Raw genomic sequence first — 16,206 nt, forward strand, 5'->3', positions numbered from 1 at the left:
GCCAGCCTTTACCCCAGGCTGCGCCGCGCCTCGGTCGCCAGCACGTCCGCCCGCTCGTTCATCGGGTCGCCGGAATGTCCGCGCACCCAGCGCCAATCCACCGTGTGCGGCTTGGCCGCGGCCAGCAGCCGCTGCCAGAGCTCCATGTTCGCCACCGGGTCCTTCGCCGCGTTGCGCCAGTTGTTGCGCACCCAGCCGTTGATCCAGCGGCTGATGCCGTTGCGGACATATTCGCTGTCGGTGTTCAGCACCACCTTGCAGGGGCGCTTCAGCGCCTCCAGCGCGCTGATCGCCGCCATCAGCTCCATCCGGTTGTTGGTGGTGGCCGGGTCGGCGCCGGACAGCTCGCGCAGCACCTCGCCGTATTTCAGCACCGCCGCCCAGCCGCCCGGGCCGGGATTCGGCTTGCAGCCGCCGTCGGTCCAGATCTCGACGAACAGGGTCTCGTCAGAGGCCAAGGGAGGCGGGCCCTTCCGCCCTGGCGAAGAAGCGCAGCTTGCGCAGGTATTCCAGCGGGTCCTTCCGCGTCACCAGCGCCCCGGGCGGGGTCATCATCCAGTCGTACAGCCGGGTCAGCAGGAAGCGGATCGCCGCACCGCGGCAGAGCACGGGCAGCGCTGCCCATTCCGCCGCCGCCATCGGCCGCAACCGCTGGTAGGCCGCCAGCAGGGCATGCGCCTTGGTCACGTTGTAGGCGCCGTCCGTCTCGAAGCACCAGGCGTTCAGGCAGACCGCGAGGTCATAGGCCAGCAGGTCGGTGCAGGCGAAGTAGAAGTCGATCAGCCCCGAGACCCGCGGCCCGCCCGTGGCATCCAGGAAGAAGACGTTGTCGGGGAAGAGGTCGGCATGGATCTGCCCGGTCGGCAGGCTGCCCGCCGCCGGCCAGGCCGCCAGGATGCCGGCCAGCGCCGAGTCCAACTCGGCGACCAGGCCCGGCTGCACCGCGTCGCCGCCCGCGCGGCAGCGGTCGAGCAGCGGCGCCCAGGCCGGCGGGCCGAGCCCGTTCGGCCGCACCGCCGTGAAGCCGGCGCCGGCCGAGTGCAGCCGGGCCAGCGCCGCGCCCAGCGGCGCGCAGTGTTCCGGGCGGACCCGACGCGGCCAGACGCCGGGCAGGAAGGTACAGATCGCCGCCGGCCGCCCCGCGAGCGTCCGCAAGGCCATGCCGTCCGTCGCCTTGACCGGCAGCGGGCAGTCGATGCCCTGCGCCGCCAGGTGCTCCATCAGGGCTAGGAACCAGGGCAGTTCCTGCGGGTCCACCCGCTTCTCGTAGAGCGTGAGAATGAAGTCGCCCGAGGCGGTCTTCAGCGCGTAGTTCGAATTCTCGACACCCTCGGCGATGCCGCGGAAGGCCCGCAGCCCGCCGAGCGGGTAGTCGGCCAGGAAGGCGCGCAGCGCCTCGTCGGTCACTTCGGTGTAGACGGCCATGCGGCGCTTCTAACGCGGTGTTGCGTCCGCGCCCATGCCCTCTGGTGCCGGATCAGGCCTGCTGCAGGCCCGCCGGCAGCTTGAAGGTGATCCGCTCCTCGGCCACCACCACCTCCTCGATGGTGATGTCGAAATGCTCGGCCAGCCGGGCCAGCACCTCCTCGACCAGCACCTCGGGCGCGCTGGCGCCGGCGGTGATGCCGACGCTGGCCAGCCCGGCGGTCAGCCCAAGGTCGAGGTCGCGGCCGCGCTGCACCATCACCGCCTTGGGGCAGCCGGCGCGCTCCGCCACCTCGACCAGGCGGAGGGAATTGGAGGAGTTCGGCGCCCCCACCACCACCATCAGCTCGACCCGCTGGGCGATCGCCTTGACCGCCGCCTGGCGGTTGGTGGTGGCGTAGCAGATGTCCTCCTTCGCCGGGGCATGGATCGCCGGGAAGCGGTCGCGCAGCACGGCGACGATCCCGGCCGTGTCGTCCACCGACAGCGTGGTCTGGGTGATGAAGGCCAGCGGCCGCTCGGTCGGCACGGCGACCAGCCTGGCCTGGGCCTCGTCCTCCACCAGGGTCACGGTGCCCTCCGGCAGCTGGCCCATGGTGCCGACCACCTCCGGGTGCCCGGCATGGCCGATCAGCAGGATGTGCCGGCCGCGGGCGAAATGCTGCTCGGCCTCCCGGTGCACCTTGCTGACCAGGGGGCAGGTGGCGTCCAGGTAGAAGAGGTTGCGCCGGGTCGCCTCGGTCGGGACCGATTTCGGCACGCCATGGGCCGAGAAGACCACCGGGGCATCGTCCGGCACCTCGTCCAGCTCCTCGACGAAGATGGCGCCCTGGCGTTCCAGGCTTTCGACCACGAAGCGGTTGTGCACGATCTCGTGCCGGACATACACAGGCGCGCCGTAGCGGCGAATCGCCTCCTCGACGATCTTGATGGCGCGGTCCACGCCGGCGCAGAAGCCGCGGGGGCCGGCCAGCAGGACATTCAGGCGGGCTTTCCCGCCGCCGGCTGGGCTGGTGATCTGGTTCATCGTTCGGATTCGCTCGCAGGCCGCGGGTTGCCGTGCCGGCCGGCCGGCGGGCAGGGTGCGCAAGCGCGCACACTAGCCGCCGCGGCTTCGGGCTCAAGGGGGAAGATGGGGATGCGTTGGAGGTTTGTCCTGGTCACGCTGCCGCTTTTGGCGCTGGCGGCGTGCAGCAACACGACCAATACCCGGCTTCCGGTGGCCTGCCCGCGGCCCGGCATCCTGGCGGAGGGGGCGGATCTGACCCGCTACCGGCCCGGCGCGGTGCGGGATCTCACGACGTTGGAATGGGATGCCCGGATCGCCGGCATCAACGGCGGCTGCAACCCTGGCCGCAGGAATGCCAGCATCGACGTGACGCTGACGGCCAGCTTCAGCATCGAGCGCGGTGCCGGGACCGAGGGGCGGGTCATCGACCTGCCCTGGTTCGTGGCGGTGGTGGACAACCGGGACGAGCGCATCCTGAACCGGCGGGCCTTCTCCGAACGGGTGACCTTCGCCCGGAACGAGACCCGCACGAATGTCGAGAGCGGGCCGATCAGCCTGTCCCTGCCGGTTGGCGAGCAGCGCCGCGCCAGCGACTACCGGATCTACGTGTCCTTCGACCTGAGCCCGGAGGATTTGGCCTTCAATATCCGCCGCGGGCCACGCTGAGGCGTCCCGCCGGGCGCAGGTCCGGACCGGCCCGCCCGGAACAAGGAGGCGGTGCGACGACCGCCTTGTGCGGCGCAGCGGTTGCGCTGGACGAGCGGTCCGCGGTAGACCGGTGTACCCGCTGATACCGCGCGGGAGAGAGGGACGACCCCCATCCGGGGCCGTCCCCGCCGAAGGCGCAACCGGCCCCCGGAAACGCTCAGGCAAAAGGGCCGCGCGGAGAAGGGACCTCTGGAAAGCCTGCGGCCGCGAGGCCGCGGCACCGACGGAGTAAGGCCGGCAACGCCCCGGCTGAATCTCTCAGGTCACCGGACAGAGGGGGGCCACGGACTATCAACTCACGCCACGGTTCCGTGGCCGGGGGACCCGTGGCCGAAACCGAATCGCTGTCTGAGACCCCGCTTGGCGGGCTGCACCGTTCGCTCGGCGGGCGCATGGTGGGCTTCGCCGGCTATGCCATGCCGGTGCAGTACCCGGCCGGCATCATGGCCGAGCACCTGCATTGCCGCACCGCCGCCGCGCTGTTCGACGTCTCCCACATGGGACAGGCCGAACTGGTGGGTGAGGGCGCCGCCGCGGCGCTGGAACGGGTGACGCCGGCCGATGTCCAGGGGCTGAAGCCGGGGCGGCAGCGCTACGGGCTGCTGATGACCCCGGACGGCGGCATCTTCGACGACTTCATGGTCGCCAATCTGGGCGACCGGCTGTTCCTGGTGGCCAATGCCAGCCGCAAGCACCTCGACTTCCCGCTGATCGAGCAGGCTTTGCCCGCCGGCGTCACGCTGCGGCCGCTGCCGGACCGCGCGCTGCTGGCCTTCCAGGGCCCCGGCGTCGCGGCGCTGGCCGGGGCCTTGGCGCCCGGCCTCGCCGCGCTGTCGTTCATGGGCGTGGCGCAGGCCGAGATCGGCGGCATCCCGGTGCTGGCCAGCCGCAGCGGCTATACCGGCGAGGACGGCTTCGAGATCAGCGTCGCCGCCGGGCAGGCCGAGGCGCTGGCGAAGCTGCTGCTCGCCCAGCCCGGCGTGTTGCCGGCCGGCCTCGGCGCCCGCGACTCGCTGCGGCTGGAGGCCGGGCTTTGCCTCTACGGCAACGACATCGACGAGACGACGAGCCCGGTCGAGGCCGCCCTGGTCTGGTCGATCGGCAAGCGCCGCCGCATGGCCTGGGACTTCCAGGGCGCCGAGCGGGTGCGCGAGGAACTGGCCAACGGCCCGAAGCGACTGCGCGTCGGCCTGCTGCCGGAGGGCCGCCAGCCGGCCCGCGGCCATACCCCGATCCAGGCGGCCGACGGGACGCCGATCGGCGAGGTCACCTCGGGCGGCTTCGGCCCCTCCTTGGGCGGCCCGCTGGCCATGGGCTACGTCGCCCATCCCCATGCCGCGGACGGCACCGCATTGGCGCTGCTGGTGCGCGGCAAGGCGCTGGCCGCCCGCGTCGCCCCGACCCCCTTCGTCCCCCATCGCTACAAGCGCTGATCCAGGAGCCCGACCCATGCCCGAGCTGCGGTTCACCAAGGACCATGAATGGGTCCGCCAGGACGGCGATACCCTGGTCATCGGCATCACCGACCATGCGCAGAACGCGCTGGGCGACGTGGTCTTCGTCGACCTGCCGGAGGTCGGCCGCGAGGTCGCCGAGGGCGAGGCCTGCGCCGTGGTCGAGAGCGTCAAGGCGGCCTCCGACGTCTATGCGCCCATCGCCGGCCGCGTGGTCGAGGTCAATGCCGACCTGGCGGAGAACCCCGCTCTGATCAACAGCGCGCCGACCGTCGAGGGCTGGTTCTTCCGGATCGAGCCGAAGGATCCCGCCGCCTTCGCCGCGCTGCTGGACGAGGCGGCCTATGCCGCGCTGGTGGAGAGCGAGGCGTGAGCGTGCTGGACCAGCTCACGGCCCTGGAGGACCAGGCCGAATTCAGCCGCCGGCATATCGGCCCGGGCCCCGACGACATCGCGGCGATGCTGCAGGTGGTTGGCGCGAAGAGCCTCGACGAGATGGCGGCGCGCACCGTGCCGGCCGCCATTGCCGGCGCCGACCTCTCCGCCCTGCCGCCGCCGGCGACCGAGGCCGAGGCGATCGCCGAGCTGCGTGCCCTGTCCGAGCGCAATGTCCGGGTGAAGTCGCTGCTGGGCCTGGGCTATCACGGCACCCATGTGCCGCCGGTGATCCTGCGCAACGTGCTGGAGAACCCGGGCTGGTACACCGCCTACACGCCCTACCAGGCGGAGATTGCCCAAGGGCGGCTCGAGGCGCTGGTCAATTTCCAGACCATGGTCGCCGACCTGTGCGGCCTGGCGGTGGCCAATGCCTCGCTGCTCGACGAGGCGACGGCGGCGGCCGAGGCGGTGACGCTGGCGCATGCGGCGCACAAGGCCAAGGGCGACACGCTGCTGGTTGCCGCCGACCTGCATCCGCAGACCCTCGCGGTGGTGCGGGTGCGGGCGGAGCCGGTCGGCATCCGCGTGCTGGTGGTGCCGCCGGCCGAGATCGCCGCCACGGCCACGGCGGACAAGCCCTTCGCGGCGCTGCTGCAATATCCCGGCACCACCGGGGAGGTGCGCGACCTGGCGCCCGAGATCGCCGCGGTGCAGGCGGCCGGCGGCCTGGCGATCGTCGCCGCCGATCCGCTGTCGCTGTGCCTGCTGACGCCGCCGGGCGAGATGGGGGCCGATGTCTGCGTGGGCAGCACCCAGCGCTTCGGCGTGCCGCTCGGCTATGGCGGGCCGCATGCGGCCTATATGGCGGTGAAGGACGGGTTGAAGCGGCTGCTGCCGGGCCGGCTGGTGGGTGTTTCGATCGACGCGGCGGGCAGCCCGGCGATGCGGCTCGCCTTGCAGACGCGCGAGCAGCATATCCGCCGCGAGAAGGCGACGAGCAACATCTGCACCGCGCAGGTGCTGCTGGCGGTGATGGCCGGCATGTATGCGGTGTGGCACGGGCCGGACGGGCTGCGGCGTATCGCCGGGCGGGTGGCGCTGCAGGCGCGGCTGCTGGCCGATGCGGCGCGGCGGGGCGGCTTCGCGCTGCGGCACGAGGGCTTCTTCGACACCATCGCGCTGGAGGCCGGCGACCGCGCCGGGGCGCTGGTGGCCGGCGCCCTGGCGCGCGGGTTCAACCTGCGGCGGGAGGGCGATGTGGTCTGCATCGCGCTCGACGAGACGGTGACGCGGGCCGAGCTGGCGTCGCTGGCCGAGCTGCTGGGTGGCGGCGAGCTGGCGGGCCTTGCCCCGCGCGGCGGCATCCCCGCGGCGCTGGCGCGGCGCAGCGGCTTCTGCACGGCGGAGGTGTTCAACACTCACCATTCCGAGCACGCCATGCTCCGCTACCTCAAGCGGCTGGAGGACAAGGACGTCGCGCTGAACCGCAGCATGATCCCGCTGGGGTCCTGCACGATGAAGCTGAACGCGACGGCGGAGATGATCCCGATCACCTTCCCCGGCTTCGCCGAGATCCACCCCTTCGCGCCGGCCGACCAGGCGGAGGGGTACCTGGAGATGATCAGGCGGCTGGAGGGCTGGCTCTGCGCCGTCACCGGCTTCGCCGCGGCCTCGCTGCAGCCGAATGCCGGCAGCCAGGGCGAATATGCCGGGCTGCTGGCGATCCGCGCCTGGCACCGGGCGCGCGGCGAGGAGGGCCGCGACGTCTGCCTGATCCCGTCCTCGGCCCATGGCACCAACCCGGCCAGCGCGGTGATGGCGGGGATGAAGGTGGTGGTGGTCGGCTGCGACCGCGACGGCAATGTCGACCTCGCCGACCTCAAGGCCAAGGCCGGGCAGTTCGCCGACCGGCTGGCGGCGCTGATGATCACCTATCCCAGCACGCACGGCGTGTTCGAGGAGGAAATTCGCGCGATCTGCGACCTGGTGCATGCGCATGGCGGCCAGGTCTACATGGACGGCGCCAACATGAATGCGCAGGTCGGCCTCACCAGCCCCGCCGCCATCGGCGCGGATGTCTGCCACCTGAACCTGCACAAGACCTTCTGCATCCCGCATGGCGGCGGGGGGCCGGGCGTCGGGCCGATCGGCGTCGCGGCGCATCTGGCGCCGCATTTGCCCAACCATCCGCTGCATCCAGGCGCCGGGCCGGCGACGGGCTATGGGCCGGTTTCCGCCGCGCCCTTCGGCAGCGCCGCGATCCTGCCGATCTCCTATGCCTATATCCGCATGATGGGCGCCGAGGGGCTGACGCGGGCGACGCAGGTCGCCATCCTCAACGCCAACTACGTGGCGAAGCGGCTGGCGGCGCATTACCCCGTGCTCTACCGCGGGGTGCGCGGCATGGTGGCGCATGAGTGCATCCTCGATTGCCGCGGCTTCCAGCAGGGCGGCGGCGTGCTGGTCGAGGACATCGCCAAGCGCCTGCAGGACTACGGGTATCACGCGCCGACCATGTCCTGGCCGGTCGCAGGCACGCTGATGGTGGAGCCGACCGAGAGCGAGCCGAAGGAGGAGCTGGACCGCTTCTGCGACGCCATGATCGCCATCCGCGCCGAGATCCGCGCGGTGGAGCAGGGCCGTGCCGACCGCGCCGACAACCCGCTGAAGCACGCGCCGCATACCGCGGCCGAGGTCATGGCGACCGAGTGGCGGCATGCCTATACGCGGGAGGAAGCCGCCTTCCCGCTGCCCTTCGTCCGCGCGCACAAGTACTGGCCGCCGGTGAAGCGGGTGGACAACGTCCACGGCGACCGCAACCTGATCTGCAGCTGCGCGCCGCTGGAGGAATACGCCCAGGCGATGCAGTTGCAGGCGGCGGAGTGAGCGGAGCAGGATCGCCCGAGGCCGCTCCGGCCGAAGGGCGTGAATCCGGCGACCAGCGGCTAGCAGGATCGCCCGAGGCTGCTTCGGCCGAAGGGCGTGCATCCGGCGACCGGGCATCCTGGCCTGCGGGTCCGTTGCCCGAGGCGGAGCGGCCCTGGACGGTCCTCTCGCGCCGGGAGGTGGTGCGCAACCGCCACCTCAACCTGGATGCCGAGGCGGTGCGGACCGGCGCCGGCGCGGTGCTCGACCCCTACTGGGTGATGGACTATGCGGATTGGGTGCTGGTGGTGGCGCTGACGCCGGACGACCGGTTGGTGCTGGTGCGGCAATGGCGCCAGGGCGCCAAGGCCTGGGTGCTGGAGCCGCCCGGTGGGGTGATGGACCCGGAGGATGCCGACCCTTGCACCACCGCGGCGCGCGAGCTGCAGGAGGAGACCGGCTATGCCGCCGCGCGGCTGCGCCTGGTCGGCTCGCTCTGGTCCGACCCGGCGCACAACACCAACCGCGTCCATGTCGTGCTGGCCGAGGATGCGGTGCCGACCAGTGCGCATGACCGCGATGACGGCGAGGAGCTGGAGACGCTGACCATGCCGGTCGCCGAGGCGATCGCCGGTGTGGTGCGCGGAATGTTTGCCCATGCGGTGCAACTCGGCGGCCTGCTGCTGGCGCTGCAGGCCGCCGGGCGCATCCGCTTCTGAACCGCTATTCGGCGGCGGCCCGCACCCGGGGCCCGGCCAGCCGGAAGCCTTCGTAGCCCTTCGCCGCGACCGCGTCGCAGGTCTCGCGGTATACCCCGACGCCGCCGATATAGGGCATGAACACGCGCGGCTTGCCGGGGATGTTGGCGCCCATGTACCAGGAGGCGGCGGAGGGATAGAGCGTCTTCTGCGCCACCTCCATGCCGTGCCGCACCCACTCGGCCTGGGCCTCCTCCGTCGCCTCCACGCAGGTGAGACCACGCGCCTGCAGGTGCCCGAGCAGGCCGGCGATCCAGTCCACGTGCTGCTCGATCGAGACGATCATGTTGGACAGCACCGAGGGGCTGCCCGGCCCGGTGATCATGAACAGGTTGGGGAAGCCGGCGACCATCAGGCCGAGCTGGCTGCGCGGCCCGTGCTCCCATTCGGCCGAGAGGCGCCGGCCGCCGCGGCCCTCGAAGTCGATCTTCAGCAGCGCGCCGGTCATCGCGTCGAAGCCGGTGGCGAAGACGATGACGTCGAAGTCGAACTCCCGCGCGCTGGTGCGGATGCCGCCGGCGGTGATGGTCTCGATCGGCGTCTCGCGCAGGTTGACCAGGGCGACGTTCGGCCGGTTGTAGGTCTCGTAGTAGTTGGTATCGACGCAGATGCGCTTGGTGCCGATCGGGTGGTCCTTCGGCGCCAGGGCCTCGGCGGTCACGGGGTCCTTGACGATGCCGCGGATCTTGTCGCGGACGAATTCGGCGGCGGTGTCGTTCGACGCCTTGTTGAGAATCAGGTCGCTGAAGGCGCCCATGAAGGCGGTGCCGCCATTCGCCCAGCGGCGCTCGTATTCCGCCGTCCGCGTCGCCGCGTCGACCTCGAGCGCCGAGGCCGGGTTGATCGCATAGAGGATGCCGGTCCGCATCATCCGCGCCTGCTGCCGCCTGGCCGCATAGTCCGACTTCCAGGACCGCTCGTAGGCCTCGTCCATCGGCGCGTTGCGGGACGGGATGGAGAAATTGGGCGTCCGCTGGAACACCGTGACCTGCGCGGCCTCGGCGGCGATCACCGGGATGGCCTGGATGGCGGAAGACCCGGTGCCGATGACGGCGACGCGCTTGCCGGTGAAATCCACCTTCTCGTGCGGCCAGTAGCCGGTGTGGTAGGTCTCGCCCCGGAAGTCGCCGATGCCCTTGATGTCGGGCAGCCGGGCAGCCGAGAGGCACCCCGTCGCCATGACGCAGTGGCGGGCGGAGACCACTTCGCCCTTGTCGGTGGCGACGGTCCAGCGCTCCGTGGCCTCGTCGAATCTCGCGCTGGCGACCCTGGTCTCGAAATGGATGTCGCGGCGCAGGTCGTAGCGGTCGGCCAGGTGGTTGGCGTAGCGCAGCAGCTCCGGCTGGGCGGCGAAGCGCTCGGACCACTGCCATTCCTGCTGCAGGCCCTCGTCGAAGGAGAAGCTGTACTGCATGCTCTCGACGTCGCAGCGGGCGCCGGGGTAGCGGTTCCAGTACCAGGTGCCGCCGACGCCGTCCGCCTGTTCCAGGATGCGGGCAGTCAGGCCCAGGCCGCGCAGACGGTGCAGCATGTACATCCCGCCGAAGCCGGCGCCGACGATCACCGCATCGAGCGTCTCGGGCAGGGTCTTGGTCTCGGGCATTCCGGGTCTCCGGGCCGCTTCGGGCCATTGATTGCTAGCTATCTATATCGGCGCATGACAGGGGCCGGCCTGTCAACCGGCGTTACGGCCGGGCGCGCAGCGAATCGAGGATCGGCCGCAGGTGCTGGGCGAACAGCGGCGGGTTCTCGGCGAAGGGGAAATGGCCGATGCCGGGCATCATGGCGAAATGGGCGCCGGGGATGCGGGCGGCGGTCGCGGCGGAATGCTCGGCGGTGCAGGAATAGTCGTATTCGCCGGTCAGCATGAAGAGCGGGCAGCGGGCGGTGTCGATCCGGTGCACCCGGTCCCGCGCATCCCATTCGCCCGAGTAGAAGTCGATGTCGCGGGCGAAGGTCGCCTGGCCGCCCTGGCTGTAGCCCCACCAGACATCGGCGGCGCAGGCGGCCGGCGACTGCGGCGCCATCAGCCCCTCGATCCACTCCGGCACGAAGATCGCCTGGTTGACCTGCGGGTGGTCGGCCCAGGGGGTCTTGCGGCCCTCGACATGGTCGCTGGCCTCGCAGGCGACGATGCCGCGGAAGGCCTCCGGGTGGCGCAGGGCCAGTTCCAGGCAGATCTCGCCGGACATCGAGGCGCCGAGCACCACCGGCCGGCGCAGACCGGCCGCGGCGATGACGCCCATGACGAGCTGGACGTAACGGTCCGTGGTCAGCGCCCAGTCGCCGGGCAGCGCACCGGGCGGGGGCGGGGACTTGCCGTGCCAGGGCAGGTCGAAGGCGGTCAGCCGCCACTGGTCGGTGATGCCGCGGTCGGCCATCAGCCGGTGGAATTGCCGCCCGTCGGCGCCGGCGGTGTGCAGGCAGAGCAGGTCGAGGCCCTCGCCGGCCTGCTCGGCATGGATCCGGTAGGCGGTGCCGTCCGCCACCACCGGCAGGTATCGCCCGGTGATCCCGGCCGGCTCGGGCTCGGCCAGGGCCGGGCGCAGGCTGTCGGGCACCGGCGTGCCATGTCCCGCGGCAACCCAGCGGCCGATCTCCAGCACCCGCCGGGCCAAGTGGCAGTGTTGGACGAAGGCCAGCTCCGCCCCGCGCAGGGCGAAGCCCGGCACGCGCATGCGCATGGCAAACAGGCTGTGGTGGTGCCGCGGCGGGACCGCCTGCAGCGCCTTGGCCCAGGCCGCGGCCGGCGCCGCGAGGGTGAAGGCGGGCTCGCCCGGCGGGGCGTCGAAGGCGAAGTCGGCCACGCCGCCGCCGCTCTCGAAGCGGAAGCGCACCGCGGCATGCCGGGCGGCGTGGCGCAGCCGCGCATCCCCCGCCGTCGCGGCCTGCCAGGCGGCGAGGAAGCCCGGCGCATCCGCCACCGGCCAGCCCTGGTCCTGCATCGCGTCCCTCCCGCTTTGCCGCAGATGTGCCGCCGGCGCCGACCTTCGGCAACGGGTTGACCGCCGGGGTACCGCGTCTAGGCTGACGCTTTGGGAAAGAACGCCGCGCCGAAGCGCGGGGGTGGGAGGGGCGATTGCAGCAGCCACGCAGCACTGGGCACGGGTCCGGCAGGCCAGGACCGGAACCGCTGCGCGATCCCGCATCGCTGCGGCGCCTGCTCTCGCCGGGCAGCGTCGCCGTCATCGGCGTCTCGGCCGAGGCCACCCGCTTCGGCGGCCGGACCGTGACCAACCTGGTGAATTTCGCCGGCCCGGTCTGGGGCGTGAACCCCAAATATGCCGGCCAGGAGCTGCACGGCCGGCTTTGCTACGCCAGCCTGGACGAGCTGCCAGAGAGCCCCGACTGCGTGCTGATCGCCCTGCCGCGGGAGCAGATGATGCCGGCGGTCGAGGCCTGCATCGCCAAGGGGGCCGGCGGCATCATCGCCTTCGCCTCGGGCTACGGGGAGACCGGCCTGGCCGACCGCTTGGCGGAGGAGGCGCGGCTGCGCGACCGCTGCCGCGCGGCGGGGCTGCCGCTGGTGGGCGTCAACTGCCTCGGCATCGTCGACCATGTGCTGAAGGCCGGCGTGACCTTCATGCCGGAATATGTCCGCATGACCGCGCCGGCGGGCGGCGTGGCGATCACCTCGCAGTCCGGCGCGCTGGGCTATGCGCTGATGCAGGCGGCGGAGCGCGGCTATTCGGTCTGCCACATGACGACGGCGGGCAATGCCACCGACCTCGATGTCTGCGACCTGGCGGCCTACCAGCTGTCGATGCCGGAATGCCGCGCGGTGGCGCTGGCGGTGGAGGGCCTGCGCGACGGCCGCCGGCTGCTGCTGCTGGGCGAGGCGGCGCGCCGCGCGGGCAAGCCGATCGTCGCCTTGAAGCTCGGCCGAGGTGCTGCCGGGGCGGCGGCGGCGGCCTCGCATACCGGCTCGCTCGCCGGCTCGGCGCTCGCCTGGTCGGCCGCCTTCAAGCGCGCCGGGATGGTCGAGGTCGAGGATTTCGACGCGCTGCTGGAGACCGCGGCGCTGTTCGCCAAGGCCGGCAAACCCAAGGCGCCGGGCGTCGCCATCGTCACCGCCTCGGGCGGCGCCGGCATCATGGCGGCCGACCATGCCGAGGCGCTGGGGCTCGACATGCCGCAGCCATGCGATGCGGCGCGGGCGGTGCTGGAAGCGGCGATCCCGGATTTCGGCGCGGCGCGCAACCCCTGCGACCTGACCGCCCAGGCGGCCGGCAATCCGGCCAGCTTCGGCAAATGCGTCCTGGCGATGATGGCGGACCCGCAATACGGGGTGATCGTCTATCCGCAGGTCTATTCGCATTTCCAGACGACGCCGGGGCGGATCAAGGAGATCGCCGAGCTGGCCGAGCAGGGCGGCAAGCCGATCATCGTCGCCTGGATCCCGGAGCAGCTCGAGGCGCCCGGTACCATCGCCGCAGATGCCTCCCCGGTGGTGCCGCTGTTCCGGTCGATGCGGCGGCTGATGAACGCGATCCGGCTCTGGCTGCAATACTACGCCGAGCGCGAGGATGCCGCGGTGGCGCGGCCGGCCGGGCTGGAGGCGGCGCTGGCGGCGCTGCCCGGCGGCGGCGCGGTACTGACCGAGGCGGAGGCGAAGCTGCTCTTCGCCAAGGTCGGCGTGCCGGTGGTGGAGGAACGCCGGGCAACGACCGCGGAAGCCGCGGCCGAGGCGGCGGCGGCGACCGGCTTCCCGGTGGTGCTCAAGCTCGACAGCCCGGACATCGCGCACAAGACCGAGGTGGGCGGGGTGAAGCTGAACCTCGGCGATGCCGGCGCGGTGCGGTCGGCCTTCGCCGAGATCACGGCCTCCGCCAAGCACCATGCGCCGACGGCGCGGATCGACGGCGTGCTGGTGCAGCGGATGTCGCGGAAGGGGGTGGAGCTGATCCTCGGCGGGCGGCAGGACGGGCAGTTCGGCCCGATGGTGCTGGTCGGCAGCGGCGGCGTGCAGGCGGAGCTGTGGAAGGACGTGGCGCTCGACATCGCCCCGGTCAGCCCGGCGCGGGCCGAGGCGATGCTGCGCGGCCTGAAGGGATTCGCCCTGCTCGACGGCTTCCGTGGCGCGCCGAAGGCGGATGTGGCGGCGGTGGCCGCCGCCGTCTCGGCTTTCTCGGTGCTGCTGGCCGCCGCCGACGGCCGCATCGAGGAAGCCGAGGTGAACCCGTTGATCGCCGGCGACTGGGGCTGCCTCGCGGTCGACGGCCTGATCAAGTGCGCGGACTAGACCCGGAGAAATAGAGGAGGGTGCGGGTGGATACCTCCACCCGCTGCTTGCTTCCCTGGAGAGCGGATCATGCTGCAAGCCCGCGCCGCCGTCCTGCGCGAGATTGGCCGCCCCATGGCGATCGAGCGCATCGCGATCGGCCCCTTGCAGCCTGGCGACGTGCTGGTGCGGGTCACCGCGGCCTCGCTCTGCCACACCGACCTCGAGGTGATCGAGGGCCAGCTTGCCTTGCAGCTTCCGGCGGTGCTCGGCCACGAGACCGCCGGGCACGTCGCCGCGGTCGGGGAGGGCGTCACCTCGCTTACGGTTGGCGACCCGGTGGTGCTGTCCTGGAACCCGCATTGCGGCCAGTGCTTCCACTGCGCGCGGGGCCAGCCGATCCTCTGCGAGCCCTTCCTGGCGAACGGGCCGAAGGCGCTGCATTTCGACGGCCGCCCGCGGCTGGCCTGCGACGATGGCGGGACGCTGCACCAGCTGATGTATCTCGGCGGCTTCTCCGAATATGTCGTGGTCCCGGCGCAGCAGGCGATCCGCGTGCCCGCCGCCATCCCGCCGGACCGCGCCTGCCTGCTCGGCTGCGCGGTGATGACCGGCTTCGGCGGGGCGACGCATGTCGCGCGGATCGAGTGGGGCATGACGGTGATGGTGATCGGCACCGGTGCCGTGGGCCTCGCCGCGGTGCAGGGCGCCAGGCTGGCCGGCGCCGGGCGGGTCATCGCGGTGGATCCCAACCCGGCGCGGCGGGCGATGGCGGAACGCGCCGGCGCGGCGGTGCTGTGCGACCCCAGGGCGGAGGACCCGGCGGCGCTGGCGCGGTCGCTGACCGCCGGCCGCGGCGCCGACGTGGTGATCGAGGCGGCCGGCGTCCCCGCCGGCTTCCGCACCAGCGTCGAGGCGGTGCGGGCCGGCGGCCAGGTGGTCTGGCTCGGCAAGGTGGGGGTGCAGGAGGAGGTGGCCTTCCGCTGGGGCGCGCTGATGCAGGAGAAGCGCATCACCCGCAGCAGCTATGGCGGCGCCCGTCCGGCGGAGGATTTCCCGGCGATGGCACGGGCCTGGCTGGACGGCAGGCTGGACCTCGACAGCCTGATCACCGAGCGGATATCGCTGGACCAGGTCAACGAGGGCTTCGCCGCGCTGAAGCGGGGCGCGGCGATCCGCAGCGTGGTGATGTTCGCATGAAGATCTACGAGGGTGGCCGCGGCCTGGCCGGGGCGCAGGTGACGGTGGACGGCGAACCGCTCGACCCGCGTTTCGAGGTGCGGAGCTTCTCGCCGATGGGGTTCGAGTGGACCTATGAGGGCGACGGGCCGCGGCAACTGGCGCTGGCGTTGCTGTGTGACCATCTCGGCGACCCGGTGCGCGCGCTGGCGCTGACCGAAGGCTTCATGCGCGACGTCGTGGCGGACCTGGACAATGCCTGGGTGCTGACGACCGAGGAGATCGACGCGGCGCTGGCGAACCAGCGCTGAGGGGACGAACGGACTGCACATGCCGGCGGTACGGGAACAGAATTCCCCGTCAGACCCCGCTTGCGCAGCCCGCCACCTACCTCCCCAAACTCGGCATTTTCTGGCGGGCGTGATATATCTCCCGCCCGGCAAAGGTGTCGCATGGCCCGTCGCCTGTCAATCCATGACGGGTACACAAATCGAACTCTCCCGTGGAAGCCGCAGCATGCCTGACACCACACCTGTTCGCCGCCGCCCCGTGGCGGACGCCGACGCGACGCTGACCGAGCAGGCCTACCGCGCGATCGAGGAAGCCATCGTCACGCTCGATGTCGCGCCGGGCAAGGTGGTGAGCGAAGCGCAGCTGGCGACGAAGCTTGGCTTCGGCCGGACCCCGGTGCGGGAAGCGCTGCAGCGCCTGGCGCGGGAACGGCTGGTGCGCATCCTGCCGCGGCGCGGCATCGTCGTCGCCGCGGTGGATGTGGGGGAGCAGCTGCGCCTGCTGGAGGTGCGGCGGGAGATCGAACGGCTGGTCGCCCGGACCGCGGCCCGGCGCGCCGATGCGGCGCAGCGGGCGCGGTTCCGCGAGATCGCGGCGGGGATGGAGCAGGTCGCCGCCGAAGGCGACGAGACCGGCTTCCTCCGGCTCGACCGGGCGCTGAACCTGTTGGTGCTGGAGGCGGCGAGGAACGAATTCGCCACCGCGACCATGGCGCTGATGCACGGCCTGTCGCGCCGCTTCTGGTTCCTGCACTGGCGCCAGGCGACCGGGCTCGAGGCCTCGGCCGCCGTCCATGCGGCCCTGGCGCGGGCCATCGCCGAGGGCGATGCGGCGCGCGCCGCTGCGGCCTCCGACGCGCTGGTCGACTTCATCGAAGCCTTCACCAGGCGTACGCTGGCCCAACCTTGACCCTGCGCG

14 protein-coding genes and 2 riboswitches are annotated in these 16,206 nt (G+C 71.9%); of the genes, 9 read left to right on the top strand and 5 right to left on the bottom strand.

All coding sequences use genetic code 11. The annotated features are described in order from the left end of the window. Positions 1–8: 8 nt before the first annotated feature. From rnhA to ispH, 3 genes are read right to left on the bottom strand one after another with little or no spacing between them, the layout of a single operon-like run. The gene (gene rnhA, locus ACFQS7_RS01435) at positions 9–458 is read right to left on the bottom strand and encodes a ribonuclease HI (RefSeq protein WP_380065236.1); all 450 of its coding nucleotides are present in this window, start codon (positions 456–458) and stop codon (positions 9–11) included. Further along, positions 448–1,425, bottom strand: coding sequence for a homoserine kinase (locus ACFQS7_RS01440; protein ID WP_380065237.1), 978 nt, complete (start codon positions 1,423–1,425; stop codon positions 448–450). The genes rnhA and ACFQS7_RS01440 overlap by 11 nt, the downstream gene beginning before the upstream one ends. A 52-nt stretch (positions 1,426–1,477) precedes the next feature. Further along, entirely contained in the window at positions 1,478–2,452 is a 975-nt protein-coding gene (ispH, locus tag ACFQS7_RS01445; protein WP_380065238.1) for a 4-hydroxy-3-methylbut-2-enyl diphosphate reductase, read from the bottom strand. 111 nt (positions 2,453–2,563) lie between these two features. Here ispH and ACFQS7_RS01450 point away from each other — a divergent pair, with 111 nt between their 5' ends. From ACFQS7_RS01450 to ACFQS7_RS01470, 5 genes are all read left to right on the top strand, one after another. Then, a complete protein-coding gene (locus ACFQS7_RS01450) occupies positions 2,564–3,100 on the top strand; it encodes a hypothetical protein (RefSeq protein ID WP_380065239.1) in 537 nt (178 codons plus the stop codon). A gap of 122 nt (positions 3,101–3,222) precedes the next feature. Then, positions 3,223–3,325, top strand: a riboswitch (glycine riboswitch). 3 nt (positions 3,326–3,328) lie between these two features. Beyond that, positions 3,329–3,419, top strand: a riboswitch (glycine riboswitch). A 49-nt stretch (positions 3,420–3,468) separates the two neighbouring features. Continuing rightward, a complete protein-coding gene (gene gcvT, locus ACFQS7_RS01455) occupies positions 3,469–4,575 on the top strand; it encodes a glycine cleavage system aminomethyltransferase GcvT (RefSeq protein WP_380065240.1) in 1,107 nt (368 codons plus the stop codon). Between the two features lie 16 nt (positions 4,576–4,591). Continuing rightward, complete coding sequence (gene gcvH / locus ACFQS7_RS01460; protein ID WP_380065241.1) at positions 4,592–4,969, top strand: glycine cleavage system protein GcvH; 378 nt, start codon at positions 4,592–4,594, stop codon at positions 4,967–4,969. Then, positions 4,966–7,860, top strand: coding sequence for an aminomethyl-transferring glycine dehydrogenase (gcvP, locus tag ACFQS7_RS01465; RefSeq protein WP_380065242.1), 2,895 nt, complete (start codon positions 4,966–4,968; stop codon positions 7,858–7,860). The genes gcvH and gcvP overlap by 4 nt, the downstream gene beginning before the upstream one ends. 134 nt (positions 7,861–7,994) lie before the next feature. After that, positions 7,995–8,558, top strand: a complete 564-nt coding sequence (locus tag ACFQS7_RS01470) for an NUDIX hydrolase (protein WP_380065243.1) — start codon at positions 7,995–7,997, stop codon at positions 8,556–8,558. Between the two features lie 4 nt (positions 8,559–8,562). Here the strand turns inward: ACFQS7_RS01470 and ACFQS7_RS01475 are convergent, their stop codons facing one another. Both ACFQS7_RS01475 and ACFQS7_RS01480 read right to left on the bottom strand, forming a co-directional pair. Next, a complete protein-coding gene (locus ACFQS7_RS01475; RefSeq protein WP_380065244.1) occupies positions 8,563–10,200 on the bottom strand; it encodes a flavin-containing monooxygenase in 1,638 nt (545 codons plus the stop codon). A gap of 82 nt (positions 10,201–10,282) precedes the next feature. After that, positions 10,283–11,542 (bottom strand): alpha/beta fold hydrolase, encoded by a 1,260-nt coding sequence (locus tag ACFQS7_RS01480; protein WP_380065245.1) that lies wholly within the window; start codon positions 11,540–11,542, stop codon positions 10,283–10,285. A 134-nt stretch (positions 11,543–11,676) separates the two neighbouring features. On the opposite strand from ACFQS7_RS01480, the gene ACFQS7_RS01485 reads away from it, so the two are divergent. The 4 genes from ACFQS7_RS01485 (at position 11,677) to ACFQS7_RS01500 (ending at position 16,197) form a co-directional block, all read left to right on the top strand. Continuing rightward, positions 11,677–13,839 carry an acetate--CoA ligase family protein gene (locus ACFQS7_RS01485; protein WP_380065246.1) on the top strand — a complete coding sequence of 721 codons (2,163 nt, stop codon included), beginning with the start codon at positions 11,677–11,679 and terminating at the stop codon, positions 13,837–13,839. A 69-nt stretch (positions 13,840–13,908) separates the two neighbouring features. Next, positions 13,909–15,018: a Zn-dependent alcohol dehydrogenase gene (locus ACFQS7_RS01490; protein WP_380065247.1), complete on the top strand. Its 1,110-nt coding sequence runs from the start codon at positions 13,909–13,911 to the stop codon at positions 15,016–15,018. Continuing rightward, on the top strand, positions 15,015–15,308 hold the full coding sequence (locus ACFQS7_RS01495; RefSeq protein WP_380065248.1) for a DUF6166 domain-containing protein: 294 nt from the start codon (positions 15,015–15,017) through the stop codon (positions 15,306–15,308). The genes ACFQS7_RS01490 and ACFQS7_RS01495 overlap by 4 nt, the downstream gene beginning before the upstream one ends. Positions 15,309–15,513: 205 nt before the next feature. Then, positions 15,514–16,197 (top strand): GntR family transcriptional regulator, encoded by a 684-nt coding sequence (locus ACFQS7_RS01500; RefSeq protein WP_380065249.1) that lies wholly within the window; start codon positions 15,514–15,516, stop codon positions 16,195–16,197. Positions 16,198–16,206 lie beyond the last annotated feature (9 nt).

Origin of the sequence: Dankookia sp. GCM10030260, from assembly GCF_042666655.1 — a bacterium.
GTDB lineage: Bacteria > Pseudomonadota > Alphaproteobacteria > Acetobacterales > Acetobacteraceae > Paracraurococcus.